25 protein-coding genes and 1 tRNA gene are annotated in these 23,342 nt (G+C 74.9%); 15 read left to right on the plus strand and 11 right to left on the minus strand.

The window, feature by feature from the left end:
• Positions 1 to 79 precede the first annotated feature (79 nt).
• From QOZ88_RS05380 to QOZ88_RS05395, 4 genes are read left to right on the plus strand one after another with little or no spacing between them, the layout of a single operon-like run.
• Positions 80 to 643 carry a biotin transporter BioY gene (locus QOZ88_RS05380; protein ID WP_305998768.1) on the plus strand — a complete coding sequence of 188 codons (564 nt, stop codon included), beginning with the start codon at positions 80 to 82 and terminating at the stop codon, positions 641 to 643.
• The gene (locus QOZ88_RS05385; RefSeq protein WP_305998769.1) at positions 640 to 1,374 is read left to right on the plus strand and encodes an energy-coupling factor ABC transporter ATP-binding protein; all 735 of its coding nucleotides are present in this window, start codon (positions 640 to 642) and stop codon (positions 1,372 to 1,374) included. Before QOZ88_RS05380 ends, QOZ88_RS05385 begins: the two co-directional genes overlap by 4 nt.
• Positions 1,371 to 2,024, plus strand: a complete 654-nt coding sequence (locus tag QOZ88_RS05390) for an energy-coupling factor transporter transmembrane component T family protein (RefSeq protein ID WP_091931416.1) — start codon at positions 1,371 to 1,373, stop codon at positions 2,022 to 2,024. Before QOZ88_RS05385 ends, QOZ88_RS05390 begins: the two co-directional genes overlap by 4 nt.
• A 15-nt stretch (positions 2,025 to 2,039) precedes the next feature.
• Entirely contained in the window at positions 2,040 to 2,576 is a 537-nt protein-coding gene (locus tag QOZ88_RS05395; protein WP_305998770.1) for an MOSC domain-containing protein, read from the plus strand.
• A 194-nt stretch (positions 2,577 to 2,770) separates the two neighbouring features.
• On the opposite strand, the gene QOZ88_RS05400 is transcribed toward QOZ88_RS05395, so the two are convergent.
• Positions 2,771 to 3,184 carry an acyl-CoA thioesterase gene (locus tag QOZ88_RS05400; RefSeq protein WP_305998771.1) on the minus strand — a complete coding sequence of 138 codons (414 nt, stop codon included), beginning with the start codon at positions 3,182 to 3,184 and terminating at the stop codon, positions 2,771 to 2,773.
• A gap of 80 nt (positions 3,185 to 3,264) precedes the next feature.
• Here QOZ88_RS05400 and QOZ88_RS05405 point away from each other — a divergent pair, with 80 nt between their 5' ends.
• Positions 3,265 to 3,696 (plus strand): protein-tyrosine phosphatase family protein, encoded by a 432-nt coding sequence (locus tag QOZ88_RS05405; RefSeq protein WP_305998772.1) that lies wholly within the window; start codon positions 3,265 to 3,267, stop codon positions 3,694 to 3,696.
• A gap of 24 nt (positions 3,697 to 3,720) precedes the next feature.
• Here the strand turns inward: QOZ88_RS05405 and QOZ88_RS05410 are convergent, their stop codons facing one another.
• The 3 genes from QOZ88_RS05410 to QOZ88_RS05420 form a co-directional block, all read right to left on the minus strand.
• Entirely contained in the window at positions 3,721 to 4,329 is a 609-nt protein-coding gene (locus QOZ88_RS05410; protein WP_305998773.1) for a maleylpyruvate isomerase family mycothiol-dependent enzyme, read from the minus strand.
• 250 nt (positions 4,330 to 4,579) lie between these two features.
• On the minus strand, positions 4,580 to 6,250 hold the full coding sequence (gene ettA / locus QOZ88_RS05415; protein ID WP_305998774.1) for an energy-dependent translational throttle protein EttA: 1,671 nt from the start codon (positions 6,248 to 6,250) through the stop codon (positions 4,580 to 4,582).
• A gap of 99 nt (positions 6,251 to 6,349) precedes the next feature.
• A complete protein-coding gene (locus QOZ88_RS05420; protein ID WP_305998775.1) occupies positions 6,350 to 6,874 on the minus strand; it encodes a single-stranded DNA-binding protein in 525 nt (174 codons plus the stop codon).
• Between the two features lie 187 nt (positions 6,875 to 7,061).
• Between QOZ88_RS05420 and QOZ88_RS05425 the strand changes: the two genes are divergently transcribed.
• The 4 genes from QOZ88_RS05425 to QOZ88_RS05440 all read left to right on the plus strand — a co-directional run bounded on the left by QOZ88_RS05425 (position 7,062) and on the right by QOZ88_RS05440 (position 8,680).
• Positions 7,062 to 7,134 (plus strand) — tRNA-Arg (locus QOZ88_RS05425).
• 139 nt (positions 7,135 to 7,273) lie between these two features.
• Positions 7,274 to 7,549, plus strand: a complete 276-nt coding sequence (locus QOZ88_RS05430; RefSeq protein ID WP_305998776.1) for a hypothetical protein — start codon at positions 7,274 to 7,276, stop codon at positions 7,547 to 7,549.
• Between the two features lie 228 nt (positions 7,550 to 7,777).
• A complete protein-coding gene (locus QOZ88_RS05435) occupies positions 7,778 to 7,987 on the plus strand; it encodes a hypothetical protein (RefSeq protein ID WP_305998777.1) in 210 nt (69 codons plus the stop codon).
• Positions 7,988 to 8,158: 171 nt separating this feature from the next.
• Positions 8,159 to 8,680, plus strand: coding sequence for a DinB family protein (locus tag QOZ88_RS05440; protein ID WP_305998778.1), 522 nt, complete (start codon positions 8,159 to 8,161; stop codon positions 8,678 to 8,680).
• 89 nt (positions 8,681 to 8,769) lie between these two features.
• On the opposite strand, the gene QOZ88_RS05445 is transcribed toward QOZ88_RS05440, so the two are convergent.
• On the minus strand, positions 8,770 to 10,794 hold the full coding sequence (locus QOZ88_RS05445) for a transcriptional regulator (protein ID WP_305998779.1): 2,025 nt from the start codon (positions 10,792 to 10,794) through the stop codon (positions 8,770 to 8,772).
• Positions 10,795 to 10,938: 144 nt separating this feature from the next.
• On the opposite strand from QOZ88_RS05445, the gene QOZ88_RS05450 reads away from it, so the two are divergent.
• Entirely contained in the window at positions 10,939 to 11,301 is a 363-nt protein-coding gene (locus QOZ88_RS05450) for a cupin domain-containing protein (RefSeq protein ID WP_305998780.1), read from the plus strand.
• Between the two features lie 33 nt (positions 11,302 to 11,334).
• Here the strand turns inward: QOZ88_RS05450 and QOZ88_RS05455 are convergent, their stop codons facing one another.
• Positions 11,335 to 12,045: an NUDIX hydrolase gene (locus QOZ88_RS05455; RefSeq protein ID WP_305998781.1), complete on the minus strand. Its 711-nt coding sequence runs from the start codon at positions 12,043 to 12,045 to the stop codon at positions 11,335 to 11,337.
• 74 nt (positions 12,046 to 12,119) lie between these two features.
• Between QOZ88_RS05455 and nadA the strand changes: the two genes are divergently transcribed.
• The 3 genes from nadA to nadC are packed head-to-tail and all read left to right on the plus strand — an operon-like array spanning position 12,120 to position 15,717.
• Positions 12,120 to 13,133: a quinolinate synthase NadA gene (gene nadA, locus QOZ88_RS05460; RefSeq protein ID WP_305998782.1), complete on the plus strand. Its 1,014-nt coding sequence runs from the start codon at positions 12,120 to 12,122 to the stop codon at positions 13,131 to 13,133.
• Entirely contained in the window at positions 13,130 to 14,824 is a 1,695-nt protein-coding gene (locus QOZ88_RS05465; protein WP_305998783.1) for an L-aspartate oxidase, read from the plus strand. Before nadA ends, QOZ88_RS05465 begins: the two co-directional genes overlap by 4 nt.
• On the plus strand, positions 14,821 to 15,717 hold the full coding sequence (nadC, locus tag QOZ88_RS05470) for a carboxylating nicotinate-nucleotide diphosphorylase (RefSeq protein ID WP_305998784.1): 897 nt from the start codon (positions 14,821 to 14,823) through the stop codon (positions 15,715 to 15,717). The genes QOZ88_RS05465 and nadC overlap by 4 nt, the downstream gene beginning before the upstream one ends.
• Here nadC and QOZ88_RS05475 read toward each other — a convergent pair.
• From QOZ88_RS05475 to QOZ88_RS05485, 3 genes are all read right to left on the minus strand, one after another.
• A complete protein-coding gene (locus QOZ88_RS05475) occupies positions 15,714 to 16,364 on the minus strand; it encodes a hypothetical protein (protein ID WP_305998785.1) in 651 nt (216 codons plus the stop codon). The genes nadC and QOZ88_RS05475 overlap by 4 nt on opposite strands.
• Positions 16,361 to 16,999 (minus strand): hypothetical protein, encoded by a 639-nt coding sequence (locus tag QOZ88_RS05480; protein ID WP_305998786.1) that lies wholly within the window; start codon positions 16,997 to 16,999, stop codon positions 16,361 to 16,363. Before QOZ88_RS05480 ends, QOZ88_RS05475 begins: the two co-directional genes overlap by 4 nt.
• 187 nt (positions 17,000 to 17,186) lie before the next feature.
• Entirely contained in the window at positions 17,187 to 18,224 is a 1,038-nt protein-coding gene (locus tag QOZ88_RS05485; protein ID WP_305998787.1) for an LLM class flavin-dependent oxidoreductase, read from the minus strand.
• Between the two features lie 197 nt (positions 18,225 to 18,421).
• Between QOZ88_RS05485 and QOZ88_RS05490 the strand changes: the two genes are divergently transcribed.
• A complete protein-coding gene (locus QOZ88_RS05490) occupies positions 18,422 to 20,356 on the plus strand; it encodes a putative bifunctional diguanylate cyclase/phosphodiesterase (protein ID WP_305998788.1) in 1,935 nt (644 codons plus the stop codon).
• A gap of 33 nt (positions 20,357 to 20,389) precedes the next feature.
• Here QOZ88_RS05490 and QOZ88_RS05495 read toward each other — a convergent pair whose 3' ends face one another.
• Positions 20,390 to 21,196 (minus strand): SGNH/GDSL hydrolase family protein, encoded by an 807-nt coding sequence (locus QOZ88_RS05495; protein ID WP_305998789.1) that lies wholly within the window; start codon positions 21,194 to 21,196, stop codon positions 20,390 to 20,392.
• Positions 21,197 to 21,250: 54 nt separating this feature from the next.
• Positions 21,251 to 22,750, minus strand: a complete 1,500-nt coding sequence (locus QOZ88_RS05500; RefSeq protein WP_305998790.1) for a dihydrolipoyl dehydrogenase family protein — start codon at positions 22,748 to 22,750, stop codon at positions 21,251 to 21,253.
• 35 nt (positions 22,751 to 22,785) lie between these two features.
• On the opposite strand from QOZ88_RS05500, the gene QOZ88_RS05505 reads away from it, so the two are divergent.
• Positions 22,786 to 23,298 (plus strand): flavin reductase family protein, encoded by a 513-nt coding sequence (locus QOZ88_RS05505; protein WP_305998791.1) that lies wholly within the window; start codon positions 22,786 to 22,788, stop codon positions 23,296 to 23,298.
• Positions 23,299 to 23,342 lie beyond the last annotated feature (44 nt).

The following is a 23,342-nucleotide window of genomic DNA, read 5'->3' on the forward strand; positions in this document are numbered from 1 at the left end:
CCCCGCGGCGCTCGGGTACCTTGCCGCAGGTGACGCCGGGCCGGCGGCGCCTGACCACCGGCGCATCGCAGGAGCTGACATGAAGACCCGGGACCTGGCCTACATCGCCCTCTTCGCGGCCGTCATCGCCGTGCTGGGGACCCTGCCGGCGGTCAACATCGGCCCCGTCCCGATCACCGCCCAGACCCTCGGCGTGATGCTGGCCGGAAGCGTCCTGGGTGCCCGGCGTGGCTTCCTCGCCGTACTGCTGTTCCTCGTGCTGGTCGCCATCGGCCTGCCACTGCTCTCCAGCGGCACGGGTGGTCTGGCTGTGTTCGCCGGCCCGACCGCCGGCTACCTGTTCAGCTGGCCGCTGGCCGCGTTCGTCACCGGCTGGCTGACCGAGCGGCTCTGGGCCCGCTACAACGTCGCCTGGGGCATGGTGTTCAACGTCGTCGGCGGGATGGTCGTCATCTACCTGATCGGCGTGCCGGTGCTGGCCGCCGTCGCGAACCTGTCGCTGGGCGAGGCGATCGTGTCCGGCGCCCTGCCGTTCCTCCCCGGGGACGCCGCCAAGGCCTTCATCGCCGCGGCGATCGCCGCCCAGGTGCGCCGCAGCTACCCGGTCATCGAGCGACCGCAGCGGGCGGTCGCCACCCGGTGAGGTTCCGCCGGCCGGAGTCGCGGCCCGATGCGGTCGCCGACCCCGCGCGCGGGATAGAGCTGCGCGGGGTCTCCCACCGCTACGGCGAGCGCCCCGTGCTCACCGACGTCGACCTGCAGCTGACCGAGGCGCGCATCGGCGTCGTGGGGGCCAACGGCTCGGGCAAGAGCACGCTCGCCCGGCTGCTCAACGGGCTGGTCGTGCCCACGACCGGGCAGGTGCTGGTCGACGGCCTGGACACCCGCACCTCCGTGCGCGAGGTCCGCCGCCGCGTGGGCTTCGTGTTCCAGGACCCCGACGCCCAGATCGTGCACCCCACCGTCGCCGAGGACGCGGCGTACGGGCTGGAGAACCAGGGCGTGCCGGCGGCCGAGCGCGCCGAGCGGGTCGCCGAGGTGCTGGCGCGGTACGGGCTGGCCGGGCACGCCGACCACCCCGCGCACCTGCTCTCCGGCGGGCAGAAGCAGCTGCTGGCGATCGCCGGCGTGCTGGTCATGCGGCCCGCCCGCGTCGTCTTCGACGAGCCGACGACGCTGCTGGACCTGGTCAACGCGCGGCGGGTCGCGCGGGTCATCCACGAGCTCGAGCAGCAGGTCGTCGTCGTCACCCACCAGCTCGACCTGCTCGACGGCTTCGACCGCGTGCTGGTCGTCGACGGCGGCCGGATCGTCGAGGACGCCGCGCCCCGGCCGGCGGTCGCCGCCTACCGGGCACTGATGGAGCGGCGATGACCCTCGCGCTCTACGTCCCGCGGCGCAGCCTGGTCCACCGCATCCCGGCCGGTGGCAAGCTGCTGGCGCTCGCGGCGCTGGCGGTGCTCCTCTTCGCGGTGCCCGCGCTGCCGGTGACGGGCGCCGCCCTGCTCGCGGTGCTGGCGGTGGGGCTCGGCGCCGCCCGGCTGCCCGCGGCCACGCTGGCCCGCCAGGCACGGACGGTGCGGTGGTGGCTGGCCGGACTGTTCGTCTTCCACGCCCTGTTCAGCGATCTGCCGACGGCCGCGCTGACCGTGCTGCGCCTGCTCGCGCTCGTGCTGGCCGCCGCCGTCGTCACGGCGACGACGCGGGTGACGGAGATGGTCGCCGTGATCGAGCGGCTGTGCGCGCCGCTGCGCGTGGTGGGCGTGCGGCCGGCGCGGATCGGGCTGGTCGTCTCGATGGCGCTGCGGTTCATCCCGGTGCTGGCCGAGCGGGCCGAGCGCATCCGGGAGGCCCAGGCCGCGCGTGGGGGCTCGGCGCGCGGCCTCCGCGGCGTCCGGACGACGGTGACCCCGCTGCTGGTGCAGCTGCTGCAGATGGCGCACACGATCAGCGAGGCGCTCGACGCCCGCGGCGCCGACGACGTCCCCCCGGCCCGGGGGCGCCGCTCCCCCGCTGCCGCCTGAGCCCGGAGGCCCGCGATGGAGGCTGGTTCGCTGCTCGAGATCTGGTCGACGCCCGAGGCGGCGGCCCCGCTGCGCCGGCTGCCCTCGGCGCGGCTGCTGCCCGAGGTCGGGCTCGAGGGCGACCGCTACGCCCTCGGCGGTGGGACGTGGGCGCAGTACCCGGACCTGGAGAAGCAGCTGACGCTGATCGACCGGGACGACGTCGCCGCGGTGGCCGCGGAGGTGGGCGGCGAGTTCTCGACCGCGGACACCCGGCGCAACCTGGTGACCACCGGTGTGGACCTGCCCTCGCTGGTGGGCCGCTGGTTCGCGGTGGGCGATGCGCTGCTGTTCGGGATGAAGCGGTGCCCGCCGTGCACGCACCTGGAGCGGCTGACCGGGCTGAAGCTGGTCAAGGCGATGGTGCACCGCGGCGGCATCAACGCGGCGGTGTTCGGCGGCGCGGTGATCGCCGAGGGTGCCGTGGTGCGGACGATGACCGAGGAGGAGGCCGCCCGGCGGGGCGCGCCGACCGGAGCCGACCGGCCGGTGCCACGCCACGTCGCCGGCTGACCCGGCCACCCGGTCCCGCGACGCTCGCGCTCTGCCCCGCCTCGGTGGGCAGAGCGCTACTGCCCGCCGGGACCCTCCGCACCTCAGCCGGCTCGTCGGCCGGCCAGCCGCCACACCACCTAGGTTCCGCGACGCTCGCGCTCTGCCCCGCCCCGGTGGGCAGAGCGCTACTGCCCGCCGGGAGCCTCCGCACCTCAGCCGGCCGGCTCGTCGGCCCAGCGGGCCAGGAACTCCTTCTCCTCCGCGGTGAGCCGGCGTGGCCGGTTCAGGGCGAAGTCGAACGGCACGAGCAGGGTGCTGCCGGTGACGGCCAGCTGCCCGTGGTCGAAGAGCTCGTAGTGGCAGGTAAAGGCGGCCGCCCGCACGCCGGAGATCCAGACCTGCACCTCCAGCGGCTCCCGGTCGTAGACGACCGACCGCTTGTAGGCGATCTCGTGGGAGGCGACGACGAGCCCGCGCCGAAGACCGGTCCGCTCGTCGTGCGTGGGTTGCTCGAAGAACAGATTGACGCGGGCCATCTCGAAGTAGCCGAGGAAGGCGACGTTGTTGATGTGCTGGTAGGCGTCCATGTCCGACCAGCGCATGGGGACGTGCACGGTGTGCCTCACGGGCCCCACCCTGCCGCATCACCGAAGCGCACCGCGCGGTACCCGTTCCCGACGGCGGACGTGCGGCCTACGGTGCCGGTGTGGATCTCTGGGCCGGGACCGAGCCGGGCGTGCTGGTGCTGCCGTCGGGACGCCGGCTGCGCGGACGCGGGCTGCGCCGCCCCTTGCCGGATGGCCCGGCTCCCGGGTTCGGGATCTACCTGCTCGGTCGGGCACCGTGCCCGGTGCCCTGGGAGACGCGCTGGGTGCGCTGGCCCGACTTCCGGCTGCCCACCTCCCCGGGGGATCTCCACGACGCGCTGCGCGAGGCGCTGGAGCGGGCGGGGTCCGAGCGGGTCGAGGTGGCGTGCGCCGGCGGCACGGGGCGTACCGGGACGGCGCTGGCCTGTCTCGCCGTGCTCGACGGCCTGCCCCCCGCCCGGGCGGTCGCCTTCGTGCGCAGCCACTACCGGCCGCACGCGATCGAGACCCGCGGCCAGGCCCGGTTCGTCGCCCGCTTCGCGGGGAACTGAACCTCCGGACGCCGACGCCCGACGTCATCCGGGGAGGCGCCGGGCGAGCCGCTCCCGCCCGGATCCGGACAGCTCGCCGACGACGCCCCGGCGGCCGGCCATGGTCATGAGGAGTGCCTCCGCCGGGCCGCTGATCTCCGGGCCGCGCCCGAACGTCCAGTCGATGTCCGTGGCCACCAGCCGCAGCCCGCGCACCCGCACCACCCCGAGGAGCGTGGGGGCGAACAGCGCGGTGCGCAGCGCCGGCACCAGCCGCTCGGCCGGGATGGACCGCGGCAGGCCGAGCGGCCGCCGGATGTCCTGCTGGTGGATCATCCCGTCGGTCAGCGCGATGGCTCCGCCCATCCCGGCGGTGAGCCCGGACGGTGTGAGGTGGTCGTCCAGGAGCTGGATCAGCTCGGCAGGTGTCCGTGTCCCGTACTCGCGCAGCCCCACGGCGTTCGTGCGGTCCACCGTGAACCGGCCGCTGACGAACCGCCCGGCCAACTGCCCCACGCCGAGCTCCTCGTAGCTCAGCACGTGCGCCACCACGTCGCGGACCGACCAGCCCCCGCACAACGAGGGGGCGGCCCACTGCTGGGGGGTGAGGTCGACCAGGAGTGCGCGGAGATCCTCGCGTTCGGCTCGGGCCATGCTCATCAGGCTCATGCGCGCTCCGGTGCCGTCACGGTCGTGCCGGTGCACGACGGGCTGGCGCGACCCTAGGGGCGCCGGACCGGCTGGACCAGGGGTCGCCGAGCCGGTCCCCCGGAGTCCGACCGGAGACGCCGACGGCCGGCCCGGAGCAGGTGCTCCGGGCCGGCCGAGGTGAGGTGCTGCAACGGCCCCGTGGCCGGGCCCCCCCGCGCGCCTGCGAGCGGTGGGGGGCGAAGGGGTCCTTCTTTCAGTCGCGGGTGAGCTTGCGGTAGGTGGCGCGGTGCGGACGGGCCGCGTCCGGACCGAGCCGCTCCACCTTGTTCTTCTCGTAGTCGGCGAAGTTCCCCTCGAACCAGAACCACTTGGAGTCGCCCTCGTAGGCGAGGATGTGCGTTGCCACCCGGTCCAGGAACCACCGGTCGTGGCTGACGACGACCGCGCAGCCGGGGAACTCCAGCAGCGCACCCTCGAGGCTGGTGAGCGTCTCGGTGTCGAGGTCGTTGGTGGGCTCGTCGAGCAGCAGCAGGTTGCCGCCCTGCTTGAGGGTCAGCGCGAGGTTCAGCCGGTTGCGCTCACCGCCGGAGAGCACGCCGGCCGGCTTCTGCTGGTCGGGGCCCTTGAAACCGAACGCGGCGACGTAGGCCCGCGACGGCATCTCGACGTTGCCGACCTTGATGTGGTCCAGGCCGTCGGAGACGACCTCCCACAGCGTCTTCTTCGGGTCGATGCCGCTGCGGTTCTGCTCGACGTAGGAGAGCTGGACGGTGTCGCCGACCTTGATCTCGCCGTCGTCCGGCTTCTCCTCGCCGACCAGCATCTTGAACAGCGTGGTCTTCCCGACGCCGTTGGGGCCGACGACCCCGACGATGCCGTTGCGCGGCAGCGTGAAGGAGAGGTCGTCGATGAGCACGCGGTCGCCGAAGCCCTTGGTCAGCTTCCGGGTCTCGACGACGACGCTACCCAGGCGCGGGCCCGGCGGGATCTGGATCTCCTCGAAGTCCAGCTTGCGGAACTTCTCGGCCTCCGCGGCCATCTCCTCGTAGCGGGCCAGCCGCGCCTTGCTCTTCGCCTGGCGGGCCTTGGCGCCGGAGCGGACCCACTCCAGCTCCTCCTTGAGGCGCTTGGCGCGCTTGGCGTCCTTGGCGCCCTCGACCTGGAGGCGGGCGGCCTTGGTCTCGAGGTAGGTGGAGTAGTTGCCCTCGTAGGGGTAGGCACGGCCCCGGTCGAGCTCGAGGATCCACTGGGCCACGTTGTCGAGGAAGTACCGGTCGTGGGTGACGGCGACGACGGTGCCGGCGTACTTCTCCAGGTGCTGCTCCAGCCACGCCACGCTCTCGGCGTCCAGGTGGTTGGTGGGCTCGTCGAGCAGCAGCAGGTCCGGCGCCTCCAGCAGCAGCCGGCACAGCGCGACGCGGCGGCGCTCGCCACCGGAGAGGACGGTCACGTCGGCGTCGCCCGGCGGGCAGCGCAGCGCGTCCATGGCCTGCTCGATGCGGGCGTCGAGCTCCCAGCCGTCGTGGTTCTCGATGACCTCCATGAGCTCGCCCTGCTCGGCGAGGAGGGAGTCGAAGTCGGCGTCGGGCTCGCCCATCGCCGCGCTGACCTCCTCGAAGCGGCGCAGCGCGTCGCGGAGCGGCTTCACGGCCTCCTCCACGTTGCCGCGGACGTCGAGCTCCTCGTTGAGCGGCGGCTCCTGCAGCAGGATGCCGACCGTCGCGTCGGGTGCGAGCGTCGCGTCGCCGTTGGAGGGCTGCTGCAGACCGGCCATGATCTGGAGCACGGTCGACTTGCCGGCGCCGTTGGGGCCGACGACGCCGATCTTCGCGCCGGGCAGGAACGACAGGGTGACGTCGTCGAGGATCACCTTGTCGCCGTGCGCCTTGCGCGCGCGGACCATCGTGTAGATGTACTGAGCCACTGGCTTCGGAGCCTTCCGTCGTCTCGCGAGCGGGGGCGGGGCCGCAGGTCGCGACCCCACCCCGTACGTTCTCGCCTCCGATCCTCCCAGCCCGGGCAACTAGGCGTGCGCGGGCTCCTGCGGCAGATCGGGGCCGTCCACGGAGGACAACGTCGCGTCCGCCCCCTCGTAGTCCCACCCGGGCGTGGGAGCGTCGGGCTCGGCGCCGTGGCCGGGCTCGACGGCGGTGCCCGGGGCGTTCCCCGCGGCCGCGTCGGGCGCACGGCCGGACCGGTCGCGCTTGAAGACCGCCATGCCCTTGGCGAGGTTCGGGCCGACGGCGTACGCCCTGATCTGGGGCTTGCTGCGCGGCCCGTTGTCCGACTCCCAGCTGTGCGTGGTCAGGGTGCCGTGGACGATCACCGGGTCGCCCTTGCTGATCGACCTGGCGACGTTGCCGCTGAGGCCGTTCCAGCACTCGACGTCGATCCAGAAGGTGCCGGAGTCGACGAACTGCCCGAGGCCGGCGTCGAAACGGCGGGCGGTGGAGGCGAGGCGGAAGTTGGTCACCGCGCCGTTCTGCGTGGTCTTGCGGCGCGGGTCGTCGGCGACGTTGCCGACGACGGTGACGAAGGTGTCGTTCACGGTGCTCCTCGGGGTGCTGCGCCGGACGGCGCGACCGGCGCGGTGCCGGTGTGCCATCGACCCTCACCGCTGCGCTCACCCACCGGGAGGCCGTCCCGGGAACTGTGGATGCGCCTCCCTCCTGTGGACGACGCGGTGACCAGCCGCTGCCGCCACCTCGCCGGGCGGTGCGATGATCGGCGTCCGAGCGCCCGTAGCTCAGCGGATAGAGCAGGTGCCTTCTAAGCACTTGGTCGCAGGTTCGATCCCTGCCGGGCGCGCTTCCGAGGATCCGCCCCGTGGGTGGCGCCGTTGCTCTGGTCCCACTCGTGGTCCGGATCGGTGGCTTCGGGTGCTGGAGTCCCCAGGCAGACCGATGCCCGGTCGTCACGCCGACGTGCTGGGGGAATGATCGCTTCCATGTGGAGACTGATCGCGGTGCTGGTCGTCGCCGCCGCCGTCATCGAGATCGTCAAGACGCTGGTCGTCGCCGTCGCCTTCCTGGGAGCCCTGGCCGTCGTCGGCTACACGCTGGTCCGCCTGGCCGACCGCGAGCCGGTCGCGGGAGCTACGGCGGCTGAGCTGGTGCCGTGCTGCGACTACCGCGACCACGAAGGTGAGGCCGCCGTCTGCGGCTGCACCGGCCACCCCCGCAGCCACGTCCACCCGTTCGGCATGGGGGCACTGCCCGCGTGACGCCGTGACCCACGATGGTCACGCACACCGGCTGTAGCGAGGCGAGCTCACCGCTGCGGGCACGATCACCGCCCGCCGGCCTCCCGGATCGCGACGAGCGTCGATGCGCCGTGGCACGCGCTACCCGGCGAACCCGGCCGGGACGAGCGCTCCCGCTCCGCACCGGTCCGCCCCGACCGGCCGTTCTCGACGCTTGCTCTTTCCCCATGCACGACCTACGAAAGGCACGTGGACAAGCCCGTCAGACGCCCGAGCCCGACGTTGTACTTCGTCCTCGGGACCATGTGGACGGTGCTCGCCGCCGGCGGGTGGGGCACGTCCGGCGGCATGGTCGCGACGGTGGCCTTCACCCTCCTGGCCGTCGCGAACCTGGGCCTGGGCGCCTTCCTCCTGCGGAAGCAGCGGCGGACCGCGCGGGCCGACGTGGCCGAACGGTGACCGTCCTGCGCTCGGTGCATCTCCTCCGCCGGGCGAGCGGTCGACGTCCAGAGGCGGCGGCTGGCCGAACGCACGGAAGCGCGACGATCCGCACCCCGGATGTCGGACCCGTGCCGCAGGATGCGCGCCGACGGCGCCCACCGCGCGCCCCGACCCGGAGGAGAGGTCCCGATGACCCCTGCCGACCACCGCACCGAGCCCCCGCTGACCGGGGACGAGGCGACGCTGCTGATCGCCTTCCTCGAGTACCACCGGCAGACGCTGGAGTGGAAGTGCGCGGAGCTGACGCCCCGGCAGCTGGCCACGCGGGCCGTCCCGACCTCCGAGCTCACGCTGCTGGGCATGGTGCGCCACCTCGCGGCGGTGGAGACCGGCTGGCTCGTCGGTTTCGGCGGGCTCCCGCACGACCTGTGGCCCGACGTCGTCCGCGACAGGGACGAGCAGTTCCGCGTCGACCCGGACACCGTCACGGCGGAGGACGTGGCCGCGGCGTGGACGACCTGGCGTGCGGCGGCCGATGCGGTAGGCGAGGTCGCCCGCCGGCTGCCCCTCGACGCCGAGGACCGGCCGTGGGGCCGCGACGACACGTTCTCGCTGCGCTGGATCCTGCTCCACCTGGTCGAGGAGTACGCCCGGCACAACGGCCACGCCGACCTGCTCCGCGAGGCGCTGGACGGGGCCACCGGCGAGTGAGCGAACACCGCGCATGCGATGGGTCGGAAAACGGCGGACGTGCCGGTGAGCTCCGGGAGAGGGGTGCCGGTCGGTGGACGGCTCCCCCGTCAGAGCTCCCAGGACGTCGGTATCCGCGGATCGGGCACGTAGCAGCAGTAGGTCCCGGTGCGGACCGTCCGCACCAGGTGGTCGGCCAGCGCCGGGTGGTGCTCGGCGATCCGGCAGACGGCGTAGCGGAGGGATCGGCTCACGCTGGCACGGGCCCGCTCGGACGCCGATCCCGCGACGCGGACCCGCCCGCCGAGGCCGAACGCGCCGGCCAGTTCCCGGAGCAGGTAGTCGCGATCGGCCTGCGCCAAGGCGAGCCGCGTGTCGTCGCCGAGCGCCTCGGCCTCTGCCAGGTCGTCGTCGATCTCGGCCAACCGGCGCCGGTAGGCCGCCCGCGCCTGACCGTCGAGGACCGGTCCCAGGTCTCCGCCCGGCCGGGCCCTCTCGCCGGTCTCGCCGCCGACCAGGTCCAGGACGTGGAACTCGCGGTCGGGCTCGGCCAGGAGGCGGGCCAGGTAGCGCATCCCCTTGAGATCCCGCACGACGACGGTGCGGCCGGCGAAGGCCACCGTCCGGACGTCCCCGTCGCGACGGAACACGCACTCCGAGGGGGTGGGCGACGAGGGTGCACGGGTGGGGTGTCCACCCGCCAGCGGAGCTCCGATGCGAGCGGCCGTCGCGCGAGCGGCCTGCTCGTGCAGCTCGGCCCGCGCCACCCGCCCCAGCAACCGCTCGGCGTCCGCCAGGACGAGCTGTGCGACGGCGGCTTCGTACGGGGCGCCGACGTCGCTCCAGCCGGTCACCGCCTCCTCGCACTCGCCGACGGCCGCCTCGGCGTCCCTCTCGGCGAGCAGAAGCCGGCCGCGCGCGAGGGCGGCCGCGGCGGACAGCGCCCGGCTGCGGTAGGTCTCCGCGATCCCGGACAGCTGACCGGTCGCCGTCCGCGCCGCCTCGACATCCCCCGCGGCGATGCAGATCTCGGCCTGCGCCGCGAGCAGGGGCGCCCGCCGGAGCGCACCGAGCGGCGGCCACTCCTTGGACGGCACCGCGCAGGGGTGCTCGAGCGCGTCGGCGATCATCGCGGCGGCCACCCCGACCCGGCCCTGCGCCAGCCGCAGCAGCGCCAGCCACGGCTGGGGATCCCAACCGTGCGCGAGCGCTTCGAGCAGGGCTGTCTCCGCACCGACCAGGTCGCCGGTCCGCAACCGGATCGCCCCGAGCTCGGTGAGCGGCCAGCCGAACTCCCGCCGCATCCACGGGCGCAGCTCGCGGCAGGCCTCGAGCGCCTCGTCCGCGGCCGCGGAGCAGGCGCCGCGCAGCCGCAGGATCTCGGCGCGGTGCACCCGGCAGCGGCCGATGAGTCCGCCGTAGGCGTGGCCCACCCGCCAGCGCTCCATGGCCTCGGTCCACTGCTCGGCCCGGTCGTACTGCGCCAGGCCCTGCATGGCGCAGATCAGCTCGCAGTAGACCATCCCGGCGCCGAGGGCATCGAGCTCACCGGACACCACGCTCACGGCCGCCTCGTCCAGCAGTGCCAGCCCCGGCTCGACCGCCCCGTCCAGGATCATCAGTCGCGCGGTCGCCACCCGGCCGAGGGCGGCGGCGAGCGGGACGTCGTGGCGTCCCCCCAGGTCGATGGCCTGCTCGGCCCAGCGGGCGGAGGCGTCCGCGTCCCCGCACATGAACCGCTCGTAGGTGTGCGTCATCGCGAGCAGGGCGTGCGTCGGCGACTCCGGCCGGTCGCCGAGCAGCCGCTCCGCCCGGGCGAGCCAGCCACGCACCGGCGCCATGAGCCCGGTGTCCATCATCAGGAACATGGCGACCGTCGTCGCTGCTGCCGCGGCGGCGACCTCGTCGCCGAGCGAGTGGCACGCCGCGCTCTGCTGCTCCCAGGCGGTGATCGCGGCCTCGAACTGACCGGCTCCGTAGGCGCTGCGCCCCAGCAGGTCCAGTTCCTCGGGCGTCAGCGGCCGCTGCTGCTCCGCCTCCCGCAGCAGGGCGACCGCCGCCGAGAAGTCCCCCCGGTCCAGCGCCGCGCCGACGCGGCCGTCCACCGGGGCCTGACCGAGCCCACTCGCCGTCATCGCGCCTCCGCCACCGGGACACCCGAGCGTAGGGGCGGACGGAGCCGGTCGACGGACCGTCGACCTCCCCGGGGGAACAACGTTTGTCCCGCCTCTCCTACGACCGGTTGATCGGCCGGTCGTGGACGACGAGAGGACAGGGCCATGAACGGCGCACTCGACGAACTCCCCATCGAGATCCAGCAGGGCGGCATCGTCACCCGGTACGCGGAGTGGGGGGACCTGGCCGTGCGGTTCGCGCGGGTGCCCGCAGGGACCGACATGGGCCCGGTGCTCGAGGGCCTGCCCGGCGACCGGTGCCCGAGCCCGCACTGGGGCCTGGTCCTGGAGGGTGCCGTGCGGCTCACCGGCGCGGACGGCGGGGAGGAGCTCACGCCGGCCGGGCACGCCTACTACTGGCCGGCCGGGCACACCGCTCGCATGGACGAGGACACGGCGTTCCTGGAGATCGGACCGGTGGCCGCGATGCGGCAGTTCAGCGAGCACGCGAAGGCCAAGTTCGCCTGACCCGCTGCGCACGACCCGGGGGCGTCGGCCGGTTCAGCGCCTCCGGGTCGACGGCGGCTTGAGGACGGCGAACGGGTCGGTCACCTCGATGGTGGTCGTCGCAAAGCGGTAGAGCGCGGCAGGGCGCCCGCCGGCGCGGCCGGACGCCGCCATCTCCCCCGTCGGCTCCAGCACGCCGCGGCGCAGCAGCACCCGCTGCAGGTTGGTCGCGGCGACCTCGTAGCCGAGCGCGGCGACGTACACCTCGCGCAGCTCGGCGACGGAGAACGTCGGCGGGGCCAGCGCGAAGGCGACGTTGGTGTAGGAGAGCTTCGCCCGCAGCCGCTCCAGCCCCGACCCGACGATCGAGCCGTGGTCGAAGGCGGTCTCCGGCAGCGCGTCGACCGGGTGCCAGGCGGTGTCCTCGGGCAGCGCCGGGTCGAGGTCGCCGGGGATGAGCCCCAGGTAGGCGGTGGCCACGGTGCGGCTGCGCGGGTCGCGGTGCGGGTCGCTGCGGGTCTCCAGCTGCTCCAGGTGCGCGAGCTGGGCGACCTCCACCTTGGCGGCGAGCTGCCGCCCCACCGAGGCGCCGAGGGTCTCGTCGGGCCGCAGCGGCCCGCCCGGCAGCGCCCAGGCGCCGGCGAAGGGCTCCTTGGCGCGCCGCCAGAGCATCGCGTGCAGGCGCGCGCCCCGGACCTGCAGCACCACGGCCAGGGCCTGGTGCGGGAAGGCCGGCCGCTCGGGCGAGGACCACACGGACGTCACGGATTCCATGCTAGGTTTCCCACCAGAGGTTTTCGCCTGATAGTACGAAACCCGCCACTCCTCCGGAGGTCCCGGTGACCGCAACGCTCCCCGCCCCCACCACCGCGCAGTGGACGCCGGAGCAGTGGCAGGACTGGCGCGACGAAGTGCGCCGGCTGGCCGCCGAGCGCGACGCCGTCGTCCTGGCGCACAACTACCAGGCCGCGCAGATCCAGGACGTCGCCGACCACGTGGGCGACTCGCTCGCCCTCTCCCGCATCGCCGCCGCCAGCACCGCGAGCACGATCGTCTTCGCCGGCGTCCACTTCATGGCCGAGACGGCGAAGATCCTCAGCCCCGAGAAGACGGTGCTGGTGCCCGACGCCGCCGCCGGCTGCTCGCTGGCCGACACGATCACCGCCGACCAGCTCCGCGCGTGGAAGGCCGAGCACCCCGGCGCCGCCGTCGTCTCCTACGTGAACACCACCGCCGAGGTGAAGGCCGAGACCGACATCTGCTGCACCTCGTCCAACGCCGTCGAGGTGGTCGAGTCCATCCCCGCCGACCGCGAGGTCCTCTTCCTCCCCGACCAGTTCCTCGGCGCGCACGTCCAGCGGGTCACCGGCCGGACGAACATGCGCATCTGGATGGGCGAGTGCCACGTGCACGCCGGCATCTCCCCCACCGACCTGCGGCAGAGCATCGAGGACGCCCCCGACGCCGAGGTGCTCGTGCACCCCGAGTGCGGCTGCGCCACCAGCGCACTGTGGATGGTCGGCCAGGGCGACCTCCCGTCGGACCGCGTGCACGTCCTCTCCACCGGCGCGATGCTCGACCAAGCCAGGCGGACGACGGCGAAGCGCGTGCTCGTCGCCACCGAGATCGGCATGCTGCACCAGCTCCGCCAGGCCAACCCCGCGGCCGCCTTCGAGGCGGTGAACCCGCGCGCCGAGTGCCCCTACATGAAGATGTCGACGCCGGAGAAGCTGCTGCGCGCGCTGCGCGAGGGCCGCGACGAGGTCACCGTCGACCCGGACGTCGCCGCCCGCGCCCGCTCGGCCGTCGAGGCGATGATCGCCCTCGGCACCCCGTCGCTGGTCGGCGAGTGACCGTGGGGCCGCGCCGCACCGCGCCGGTGGTCCCCGCCGTCGTCCCCGCGCTGCCGCTGCCCGCCGCCACGTGGCGGCGCACCACCGACGTGGTCGTCGTCGGCAGCGGCGCGGCCGGGCTGATGACCGCACTCGCGCTCGCCGGCGCCGGCCGCGGGATCACCGTCGTCACCAAGTATGCGCTCGGCGCCGGCAGCACGCGGTGGGCGCAGGGCGGCCTGGCCGCCGTCCTGGGTGCCGACGACGACGCCGGCCTGCACGTGCAGGACACCCTCACCGCCGGCGCCGGGCTCTGCGACGAGGCGGCCGTGAAGACGCTGGTCGCCGAGGCGCCGGCCGCGATCCGGCTGCTGCAGGGGCTGGGCGCGCGGCTCGACCTGGACCCGCGGGGCCGGCCGGCGCTCACCCGCGAGGGCGGGCACAGCCGCGACCGGATCGTGCACGCCGGCGGTGACGCCAGCGGCGCGGAGGTCACCCGCACGCTCACCGAGGCGCTGCGGGGGGCCGGCGTGCAGGTGCACGAGCGCACCGTCGCGCTCGACGCGCTGCGGGCCGCGAGCGGCGAGGTCGTCGGCCTGCGGGTCGCCCGGATCTCCGCCGACGGCGCCCTGACCGACGCCGGTGACCTGCGTGCGCACGCCGTCGTCCTCGCCACCGGGGGTTACGGTCAGGCATACGCGGCCGCGACCAGCCCCGCCGGCACGACCGGTGACGGGCTCGCGCTCGCGCTGCGCGCCGGGGCCGAGGTCGCCGACGTCGAGATGGTGCAGTTCCACCCCACCGTGCTCTGGCGGGGGCCCGGCGCCGCAGGGCAGCAGGTGCTGATCTCCGAGGCGGTGCGTGGCGAGGGGGCGGTGCTCGTCGACGGCACCGGACGGCGGGTCATGGCCGGTGCGCACCCGCTGGCCGACCTCGCCCCCCGCGACGTCGTCTCGGCGACCGTCGCCGCGCACCTGGCGGCGACCGGTGCGGACTGCGTCTTCCTCGACGCCACCGGGCTCGGTGCCGACTTCCTGGAGAACCGCTTCCCCGGCATCTTGCGCGCCTGCCGCGCGGCCGGGTCCGACCCGGCGACGGAGCCGGTGCCCATCGCGCCGGGCGCGCACTACACCTGCGGCGGGGTGCTCGCCGACCTCGACGGGCGCACCGGCGTGCCCGGGCTGTTCGCCGTCGGCGAGGTCGCCTGCACCGGCGTGCACGGGGCCAACCGGCTGGCGTCCAACTCGATCACCGAGGGGCTGGTCGCCGCCCGCCGCTGCGCCGCGCTGCTCGACTCCACGCTGCCCGCGGGCCTCCCGGCGGAGCCGGTGGCCGCGCGCGCCGTCCCGAGCGGGGCGGTCGATCCCGCGGCGCGCGCGGCGATCGGCGTCGCCACCAGCCGGCTCGCGGGCGTGATGCGCACCGCCGGTGGCCTGACCGAGCTGACCGGCGTGCTCGCCGGGGTTCCCCGCACCAGCGGCCCGCTCGACCTGGCCGCCGTCGAGGCGACGGCGGTGCACACCGTCGCCACCCTGCTGGCCGCCGCCGCGCTCGCCCGCCCGGAGAGCCGGGGCTGCCACCGTCGGGCCGACGCGCCGGGTACCCGGCCCGAGTGGCAGGTGCGGCTCGCCCACCGCATCGACGACACCGGCCACCTGCACACCCGCACCGTGCCGCTGACCGCTGCCGACCAGACCCAGGGAGTGGCATGACCGAGTGGCACGCGCTGCGGCCGGAGCTGGCCGACGTTCTCCGCGACGGCGGCCTGGACCCCGCGGCCGTGGAGCAGGTGATCCGCCGGGCCCTCGACGAGGACCTCGCGCTCGGCCCCGACGTCACCACCGCCGCCACCGTCCTGGCCGGCGCTCGCGCCACCGGTGACGTCGTCCCCCGCTCGCCGGGCGTGCTGGCCGGCGTCCCGGTGGCCGCTGCGGTGTTCGGCATCGTGGGCGGCGACGACGTCGTGGTGACGCTGCACGCGGCCGACGGCATGGCCGCCCGCACGAACGCGCCCGTGCTCACCGTCGCCGGGCCCACCCGGTCGCTGCTGACGGCGGAGCGCACCGCGCTGAACCTGGTCGGGCACCTGTCCGGCGTCGCCACGCTGACCCGGCGCTGGGTCGACGCCGTGGCGGGCACGGGGGCGACGGTCCGAGACACCCGCAAGACCATCCCGGGGCTGCGGGTGCTGGAGAAGTACGCCGTGCGCTGCGGAGGCGGGGTCAACCACCGCATGGCCCTCGGCGACGCCGCGCTGGTCAAGGACAACCACGTGGCCGCGGCCGGCGGCATCACCGCCGCGGTCGAGGCGGTGCGGGCGGCGGCCCCGGACATCCCGCTCGAGGTCGAGTGCGACACCCTCGACCAGGTGCGCGAGGCGATCGCAGCGGGCGTGGAGCTGGTGCTGCTCGACAACTTCTCGCTTGCCGACACCCGCACCGCCGTGGAGCTGGTGCGGGGCACGGGCGTGCGCCTGGAGGCCAGCGGCGGGCTGTCGCTGGAGCGGGCCGCCGAGGTCGCGGCGACCGGCGTCGACCACCTCGCCGTCGGGGCGCTGACCCACAGCGCGCCCGTGCTCGACCTGGGCTTCGACCTGCGCACCTAGCGCGACCCGCTGGTCAGATCAGGGTGCTCGTCGAGGAAGCGCTGGAAGCGGCGGGCGTCCCTCCGCAGATGGGTCAGCGCGGCGACCGAGGCGACCAGGATCACCACCACCAAACCGAAGGCGACCGGCTCCGGATGAGTCACGGCAGACCCCGTCAGGGCCAGCGGGAGCGCCGCCACCTGTACCGAGCGGATGCCCTGCGCGGCCAGGTGCGTGCGGACGGCGAGGCGCGCGAGGGGCAACTGCTGCTCCTCGAGCGGCGACCCGGTGCGCGCCGCACGCAGCAGCGCCCGCCGTGGGGCGCCGGTCAGCCACTCCACCGGCCGGTGCCGTGCGTGGTCGTGCCCAGCACCGCCGATTCCCATCGCGAGGAGCGGCGCGCCGAAGCCCGCCACCAGCACCGCGAGACCGGTGGCTCTCTGCCACCGCGGGACCTCGCCCGGCCCGGTGACGGCACCGTCGGCGACGACAACGAACAGCAACATCGCGGCGGCCGCCGTCAGCAGCACGACGGCGAGGACCCGCTGCCGCCGCTGCACCATGCGACACCGCCCCCGCTGCTCCGGAGGCTCCGGCGGGAGCCGGTCGAGTTCGGCCTGCGCCCGCGCCCAGGCGTCCCGGTCGTCGTCGCCGAGAGGTCCGCTCACGAGGCCACCCGCGGATCGGGATGCTCGGCGAGGAAGCGGCGGGCCTGCCGCTCGTCCCGGCGCACGAGCGGGGCGACGACGGCGATGCCGAGACCGAACACGACGACGAAGCCCAGGCGCCAGGCTGACGGCGAACCGATGAACTGCCCGACGAACATGAGCAGCAGGCCGAGCTGGAAGATCAGCAGCCACTGCTGAGCGGCAAGCCGTTCGGCCAGGTGGCGGACCAGAGGCACGTGCTCCGGCTCGACCGGCACGGTGCCGCGCAGCTCTTGGAGGAGCAGCTTCCGCTGTCGCCGGTCCAGCACCGTCAGGGGGCTACGCAAGCCGCCGAGCCTGCGGGTGACACGCCACTGCACGATCGAGCCGACCGCCACGAGCACCAGCGCGGACGCCGCGACGGCGAGCGCCGCGATCTCGCGCCAAAGCGGTTCGTCCTCCGTCGCAGGCGGTTCGTCGCCGGCCCATGCGGCCACCGCGAAGGCGAAGGCCACGGACAGCAGGAGCAGCCCCACCACCAGGAGGATGGTGAGCCAACGCCATCGGCGGACCCGCGCCTCCAGCGCCTCGGACGGGAGCCCGTCGAGCACTCGCTGCGCCTCGGCCCAGCGGGCGTCGTCGTCGGCAGAAGGCACCCGCGCAGCCTGACGTGCGACGAGCGGCGGGGCACCCCTGGCGCATCGGGTTCCGCCGGGCGGGTGAACGCCGGCCGCGCCGCTGCCCGACCTGCGCTGGAGCGCCCGCCCTCGATGAGGCATAGGAAGCTTTACCTGCGGATCCGGGCCGCAAAGCGCAGGTAAAGCTTCCTATGCCCGGGGTCGGTCAGGCGCGGCGGTCCGGGTACACCCAGCCGATCGCGGGCGCGACGTGCTCGACGATCGTCCGCAGCAGCCGGGCGTTGTACTCGACGCCCAACATGTTGGGCACCGTGAGCAGCAGGCTGTCGGCCTCGCGGACGGCGGCGTCCTTGGCCAACGCCTCGGCGAGCGCGTCGGGCTCACCGGTGTAGCTCTTCCCGAACCGCGCCCGCACCCCCTCGAGGATGCCGACCTGATCCTCGCCGTCCCGGCCGCCGCCGAAGTACTGCCGGTCCTGGTCCGTGGTGATCGGCAGCACGCTGCGGCTCACCGACACCCGCGGCTCGCGCTCCCAGCCGGCGTCGGCCCAGGCGGCGCGGTAGCGGGCGATCTGCTCGGCCTGCAGCTCGTCGAAGGGCACGCCGGTGTCCTCGACCAGCAGCGTGGAGCTCATCAGGTTCAGCCCCTGCCGCGCGGTCCACTCCGCCGTCGCCCGGGTGCCCGATCCCCACCAGATGCGGTCGGCCAGCCCCGGCGACTGCGGCTGGACCGCCAGCTTGCCGGTCGCGCCCCCGGTCATCCGCGGGTCGGCGTCGACCACCGGCTGCCCGGAGATCGCGGCCAGGAACAGCGCGGTCTTCTGCCGCGCCAGGTCGGCGTCCGTACTGCCTTCGCCGGGCAGGTAGCCGAACGCCTCGGAGCCGCGCAGCGCCGTCTCCGGCGAGCCCCGGCTCACGCCCAGCTGCAGCCGGCCGTCGGCGAGCAGGTCGGTCGTCGCCGCCTCCTCGGCCATGTACAGCGGGTTCTCGTAGCGCATGTCGATGACGCCGGTGCCCAGCTCGATCCGCCGCGTGCGGGCCGCCATCGCGGCCAGCAGCGGGAACGGGGAGGCCAGCTGCCGGGCGAAGTGGTGCACCCGCACGTAGGCGCCGTCCAGCCCCATCTCCTCGGCGGCCTCCGCCAGCTCCACGCTCTGCACGAGGGCGTCCCGCCCGGTGCGCACCAGCGAGCCGGGGATGGGCTGCCAGTGGCCGAAGGACAGGAACCCGATCCGCTTGTCCACGCCTGGTCCTTTCGTCGATGTCTGCTGCAGGAGCGCGACGAGGGCGGCCCCGATTCCCACGGCGCATGGCAGGTCCCCGGCGCGGGCGCGACCCGTGGGACGCATGTGACCTGCTGCGACGGAGTGTGACGGGGCGATCACGACTCTCCGTGAACGGGTTCCGTCACTTCTCGCCTGCGATGCGTGACGCTGTCCCGGTGAGCCTCCCCGCACCCGAGATGCCCCGCTCCCCGGGCACGCCCGGCGGTGGCGCCGGGCAGCGCTTGCGGGCGATCGACACGCTGCTCGCCGACCGGGGCCAGCTGTTCCAGGCCCTGTTCCTCGACGCGCCGATCGCCAAGGCCCTCGTCGACCTCGACGGTCACGTGCTGGTCGCCAACCCGCGGATGTGCGCCCTCACCGGCCGCACCGCCGAGGGCCTCGCCGGCCGGCACGTCGACCTGCTGGCCCACCCCGACGACCCGCCGGTGGGCGACCTCGGGCTGCAGCCGGCGCCGGGCGAGCCCCCGCTGGACCCGAACCTGCTGCTCGACGGCGAGCGCCGGCTGCGCCGCTCGGACGGCACCGAGCTGTGGGTGGTCCAGTCCCACGAGGTGGTGCGGCAGAACAACGGGACGCCGCAGTTCGTCGTCCTCTCGCTGGTCGACGTCACCGACCGCCGCCGCGCGGAGGAGGACGCCGTCCGCCGCGCGTTCATGGACCCGCTCACCGGGCTGCCCAACCGCCGCGCCCTCACCGACCGGCTGCGCCACGCCGTCGCGCTCTCCCGCCGCCGCGGCCTGCAGGTCGGCCTGGTGCACCTGAACATCGACCGCTTCCAGGCGGTCAACGACGCGCTGGGCCACGAGGCCGGCGACCTGCTGCTCAGCCAGTTCGCCGACCGGCTCCGGTGGAGCACCCGGGTCGAGGACACCGCGGTGCGCCTGGGCGCCGACGAGTTCCTGGTGGTCGCCGAGGACGTCGAGGACCTCGACGGGCTGCGCGCGCTGGCCGACCGCCTGCTGAGCGTGCTCGACGAGCCGTTCGTGGTGAACGGCCGGGAGATCACCCTCTCCGCCAGCGTGGGCCTCACGCTCGGCGCCGACATGACCCCCGACGACCTGCTGCGCCAGGCGCAGAGCGCGCTGACCAAGGCCAAGGCCGACGGCCAGCGCGCCCGCATCGAGGTGCACGAGGGGGCGCTGTCGCGCAGCGACGTGGACGCCCTGCAGCTGGAGACCGAGCTCCGGCACGCGCTCGACAACGACGAGCTGCGGCTCTTCTACCAGCCGATCGTGCACCTGGCCGACGAGACGCTGCTCGGGTACGAGGCGCTCATCCGCTGGCAGCACCCCACCCGCGGCCTGCTGCCGCCCGGCGTCTTCCTGGACGTCGCCGAGAACAACCGGCTCACCTCGAAGCTCGGCGCCTGGGTGCTGCGGCGCGCCTGCCTGGACGCCGCCACCTGGGCCGACGACCTGCGGGTGCACGTCAACATCTCCGCCCGCCACCTGGCCGAGGACGGCTTCAGCGAGCTGGTCGCGGCCGCCCTGGAGGAGTCCGGGCTGCCGCCGCACCGGCTGGAGCTGGAGATCACCGAGTCGACGGCGCTGTTCGCCGCCGAGGCCACGCTGCACTCGGTCGCCGTCGTCACCGACCAGGGCGTCACGCTCGCGCTGGACGACTTCGGCACCGGCTACTCCGCGATCACCGCGCTGCACCGGCTGCCCATCCACACTGTGAAGATCGACCGGTCCTTCGTCGCCGACGTCGTCACCCAGCCCTCGACCGCCGCGCTGGTGCACGGCCTCCTGCAGCTCGGCCGCGGCATGGGCCTGCAGGTGATCGCCGAGGGCATCGAGGACCTCGACCAGGCCGCCTGGCTGCTCGACCACGGGTGCGCCATGGCGCAGGGCTACGCCTTCGGCCGACCGGCGCCCTTGCCCAGCCCGGCGGAGGTGCTCATCGGCGAGGTCACCGAGGCCCCCGCCGAGGACGTCGCCGGCGAGCTGCTGCCCGAGCCGCCCGCGCCCGCACCCGAGCTCCCCCGCCAGCGGCCGCCGTCGACCCCCGCGGGGCACGATGTCACCGACACCGGCCGGCTGTCCGCCCGGACGCTCTTCGACGAGCTCGCCGACCCCGACGACGACTGAACGACGGGACCGTTCCAGCGCGTCACCAGCAAGTCACCCGCGGGGCAGTGCCAACGGAACGGGGCGCTTGGCCGCCCGGCCGTCGCCGGAGGAGCGCCCGCGCAGCCGCCGGCCGATCCAGGGCGCCACGAAGCCGCGCACCCAGGCGGCCTCCTCGGCCAACGCCGCCCGCAGCTCGCGGGGCAGCTGCGGTGGCAGCGGGGTGCGCCAGTCCTCACCGTCGGCGCCCGGCAGCCCGAGCGCCGCGGCGGCGGCCAGCGCCATCCGGCGGTGCCCCTCGCGGGTGAGGTGGATGCGGTCGGAGTCCCAGAGCCGGAAGTCCTGGAGCCACGCCGCGCCCCACTGGTCCAGGACGGCGGCGCCGTGCCGCGCGGCGATCGACCACAGGTTGGCGTCGAAGACGGCGATCCGGCCGCGCAGCCGGCGCAGGATCGGCGTGTTCCGGGTGTCGGCGGTCGTGGCCAGCAGCACGTCGGCACCCGCGGCGCGGAAGCGGACGACGGCGGACTCCAGCTGCGCGGCCAGCTCGTCGGGGTCGGCGCCCGGGCGCATCAGGTCGTTGCCGCCGGCGACCAGGCTGACCAGGTCCGGCTTCGCGTCGAGGGCCACCGGCACCTGCTCGGCGAGCACCTGGGCCAGCAACCGGCCCCGGATCGCCAGGTTCGCGTACTCGACGTCGGCACCGGACGCGGCGGCCGCGAGGTGCTCGGCCAGCCGGTCGGCCCAGCCGCGGAACTCGCCGGCGCGCTCGGGATCGGGGTCGCTGAGCCCTTCGGTGAACGAGTCGCCGAGGGCGATGTAGCGGCGCCAAGGGGAACGCGAGGATCGGTCGAACTGCACCGGCTCACTCCAGCACGGCCCCCCGCGCCGCCGTCGCGGGGGTGAGCGCCCGGCTCAGCCGCGGTAGGCCTCCAGCAGCCGCAGCCAGATCTCGCTGATCGTCGGGTAGGCCGGGACTGCGTGCCACAGCCGCGCGATCGGCACCTCGCCGACGACCGCGATCGTCGCCGCGTGCAGCAGCTCGGCGACCGCGGGGCCGACGAAGGTCACCCCGAGGAGCACCTCGCGCTCGGTGTCCACGACCGCGACCGCCGTCCCGGTGTAGCCGTCGGCGAAGACGGCGGCGCCCGCGATGCTGCCGATCGGGTACTCCACGACGCGGTGCGGCAGCCCGGCCTCCGCGGCCTCGGCGGCGGTGCGCCCGACGCTGGCGACCTGCGGCGAGGTGAAGACGACCGAGGGCGTCGCGACGTCGTCGGCGGTGGCCACGAACGGCGACCACGGCGAGGTGCCGACCTCCTCGCCGCGGGCGCGCGCGACGATGGCCGCGCCGGCCTGGCGGGCCTGGTACTTGCCCATGTGGGTGAGCTGGCGGCGCCCGTTGACGTCGCCCACCCCGTAGAGCCACGAGAACCCCTCGACCCGCAGCGTCGCGTCGACGGAGAGGTACTCCCCCGGCTCCAGGCCCACGGTCTCCGCGCCGATCTCCCCGGTGCGCGCGGAGCGGCCGGTCGCGACCAGCACCTCGTCGCCGCGCACCTCGCCGTCCGCCGTCGTCAGCACCACCTCGGTGCCGTCGCGGCGCGCGGCGGTGACCTCCGTGCCCAGCCGCACGTCCACGCCCGCCTCCCGCAGCGACGCGGCGACGGCGTCCCCGGCCTGCGGCTCGAGCCCCGGCAGCAGCCGGTCCCCGCGCTGCAGCAGCGTCACCTGCGAACCCAGCGCCTGCCAGGCCGTCGCCATCTCGCAGCCGACGTAGCCGCCGCCGAGGACCAGCAGGCGGGCCGGCGCCTCCTTGGCGCTGGTGGCCTCGCGCGGCCCCCACGGGTCGACGTCGGCCAGCCCGTCGACCGGCGGGACCGCCGCCTGCGACCCGGTACAGACGGCGACGGCGTGCCGCGCGGTCAGCCGGGTCGTCGTCCCGTCCTCGGCGGTGACGACGACGGTGCGCTCGCCGTCGAGCCGGCCGGCGCCGCGCAGCAGGTCGATGCCGGCGCCGCGCACCCACTCGACCTGGCCGAAGTCGTCCCAGTGCGAGGTGAACGAGTCGCGGCGGGCGAGGGTGGCCGCCACGTCCTGCTCCCCGGTGACCGCCTGCGCCGCGCCGTCCACGGACCGCGCCTCGGCGAGCACCTCGGTGCCCCGCAGCAGCGTCTTGCTGGGCATGCAGGCCCAGTAGGAGCACTCCCCGCCCACCAGCTCGGGCTCCACCAGCACCGCCGACAGCCCGCCCCGCACGACGACGTCGGCGACGTTCTCCCCGGTCGAACCGGCTCCCAGGACCACGACGTCGTACGTGCGCTCGGCTTCGGTCGGGTCCTCCTGCTCGCTCCCGCGGGGCGCTCCGCTCCTCGCTCGTCCCTCGCTGCGATGCTCACGCCCCTGTCCGCTCACGGGGTCCATCCTGGGGGTGTGGTCGACTGGCCGCCATGCCGGTCGACCCCGCCGCGTTCGCCACCGCCCTGGCCCAGCACGCCGCCGGCGTCTGCCTGCTCACCGTCCGGGACGACATCGACGACGTGGGGACGACGGTCAGCTCGGTCATGAGCGTCTCCGCCTCGCCCCCGCTGGTCGCCGTCGGGCTGGCCGCGGAGGGCTACCCGGCCGAGGTCCTGGAGGAGGTCGGGACCGGCGCGCTGACCGTCCTCGCCGCCGAGCACGCGATCGTCGCCTCGCGGTTCGCCTCCGCGGGCCGGCCCAGCGCCCGCCACCTGCTGGAGCAGGTGCCGTGGACGCGTGCCCCGGGCAGCGGCGCGATCGTGCTCTCCGCCGGGCTCGCCGCGCTCGACTGCCGGCTGGAGCGGCTGGTCGAGGCCGGCGACCACGTGCTCGCGCTGCTGGCGGTGGAGGACGTGCCGGTGCTGAACCCCGGCGCCCGGCCGCTGCTGCGGCTGCGCGGCCGGTTCGTCGACGAGGCGGGCGGGGCGGCCGGCCGCGGCTGAGCAGCCCGCCGCGGGCCGCGTGTCACATCCGCGGGCCCGGCGGT

Source organism: Blastococcus carthaginiensis (assembly GCF_030731085.1).
GTDB classification, from domain to species: Bacteria; Actinomycetota; Actinomycetes; order Mycobacteriales; family Geodermatophilaceae; genus Blastococcus; species Blastococcus carthaginiensis.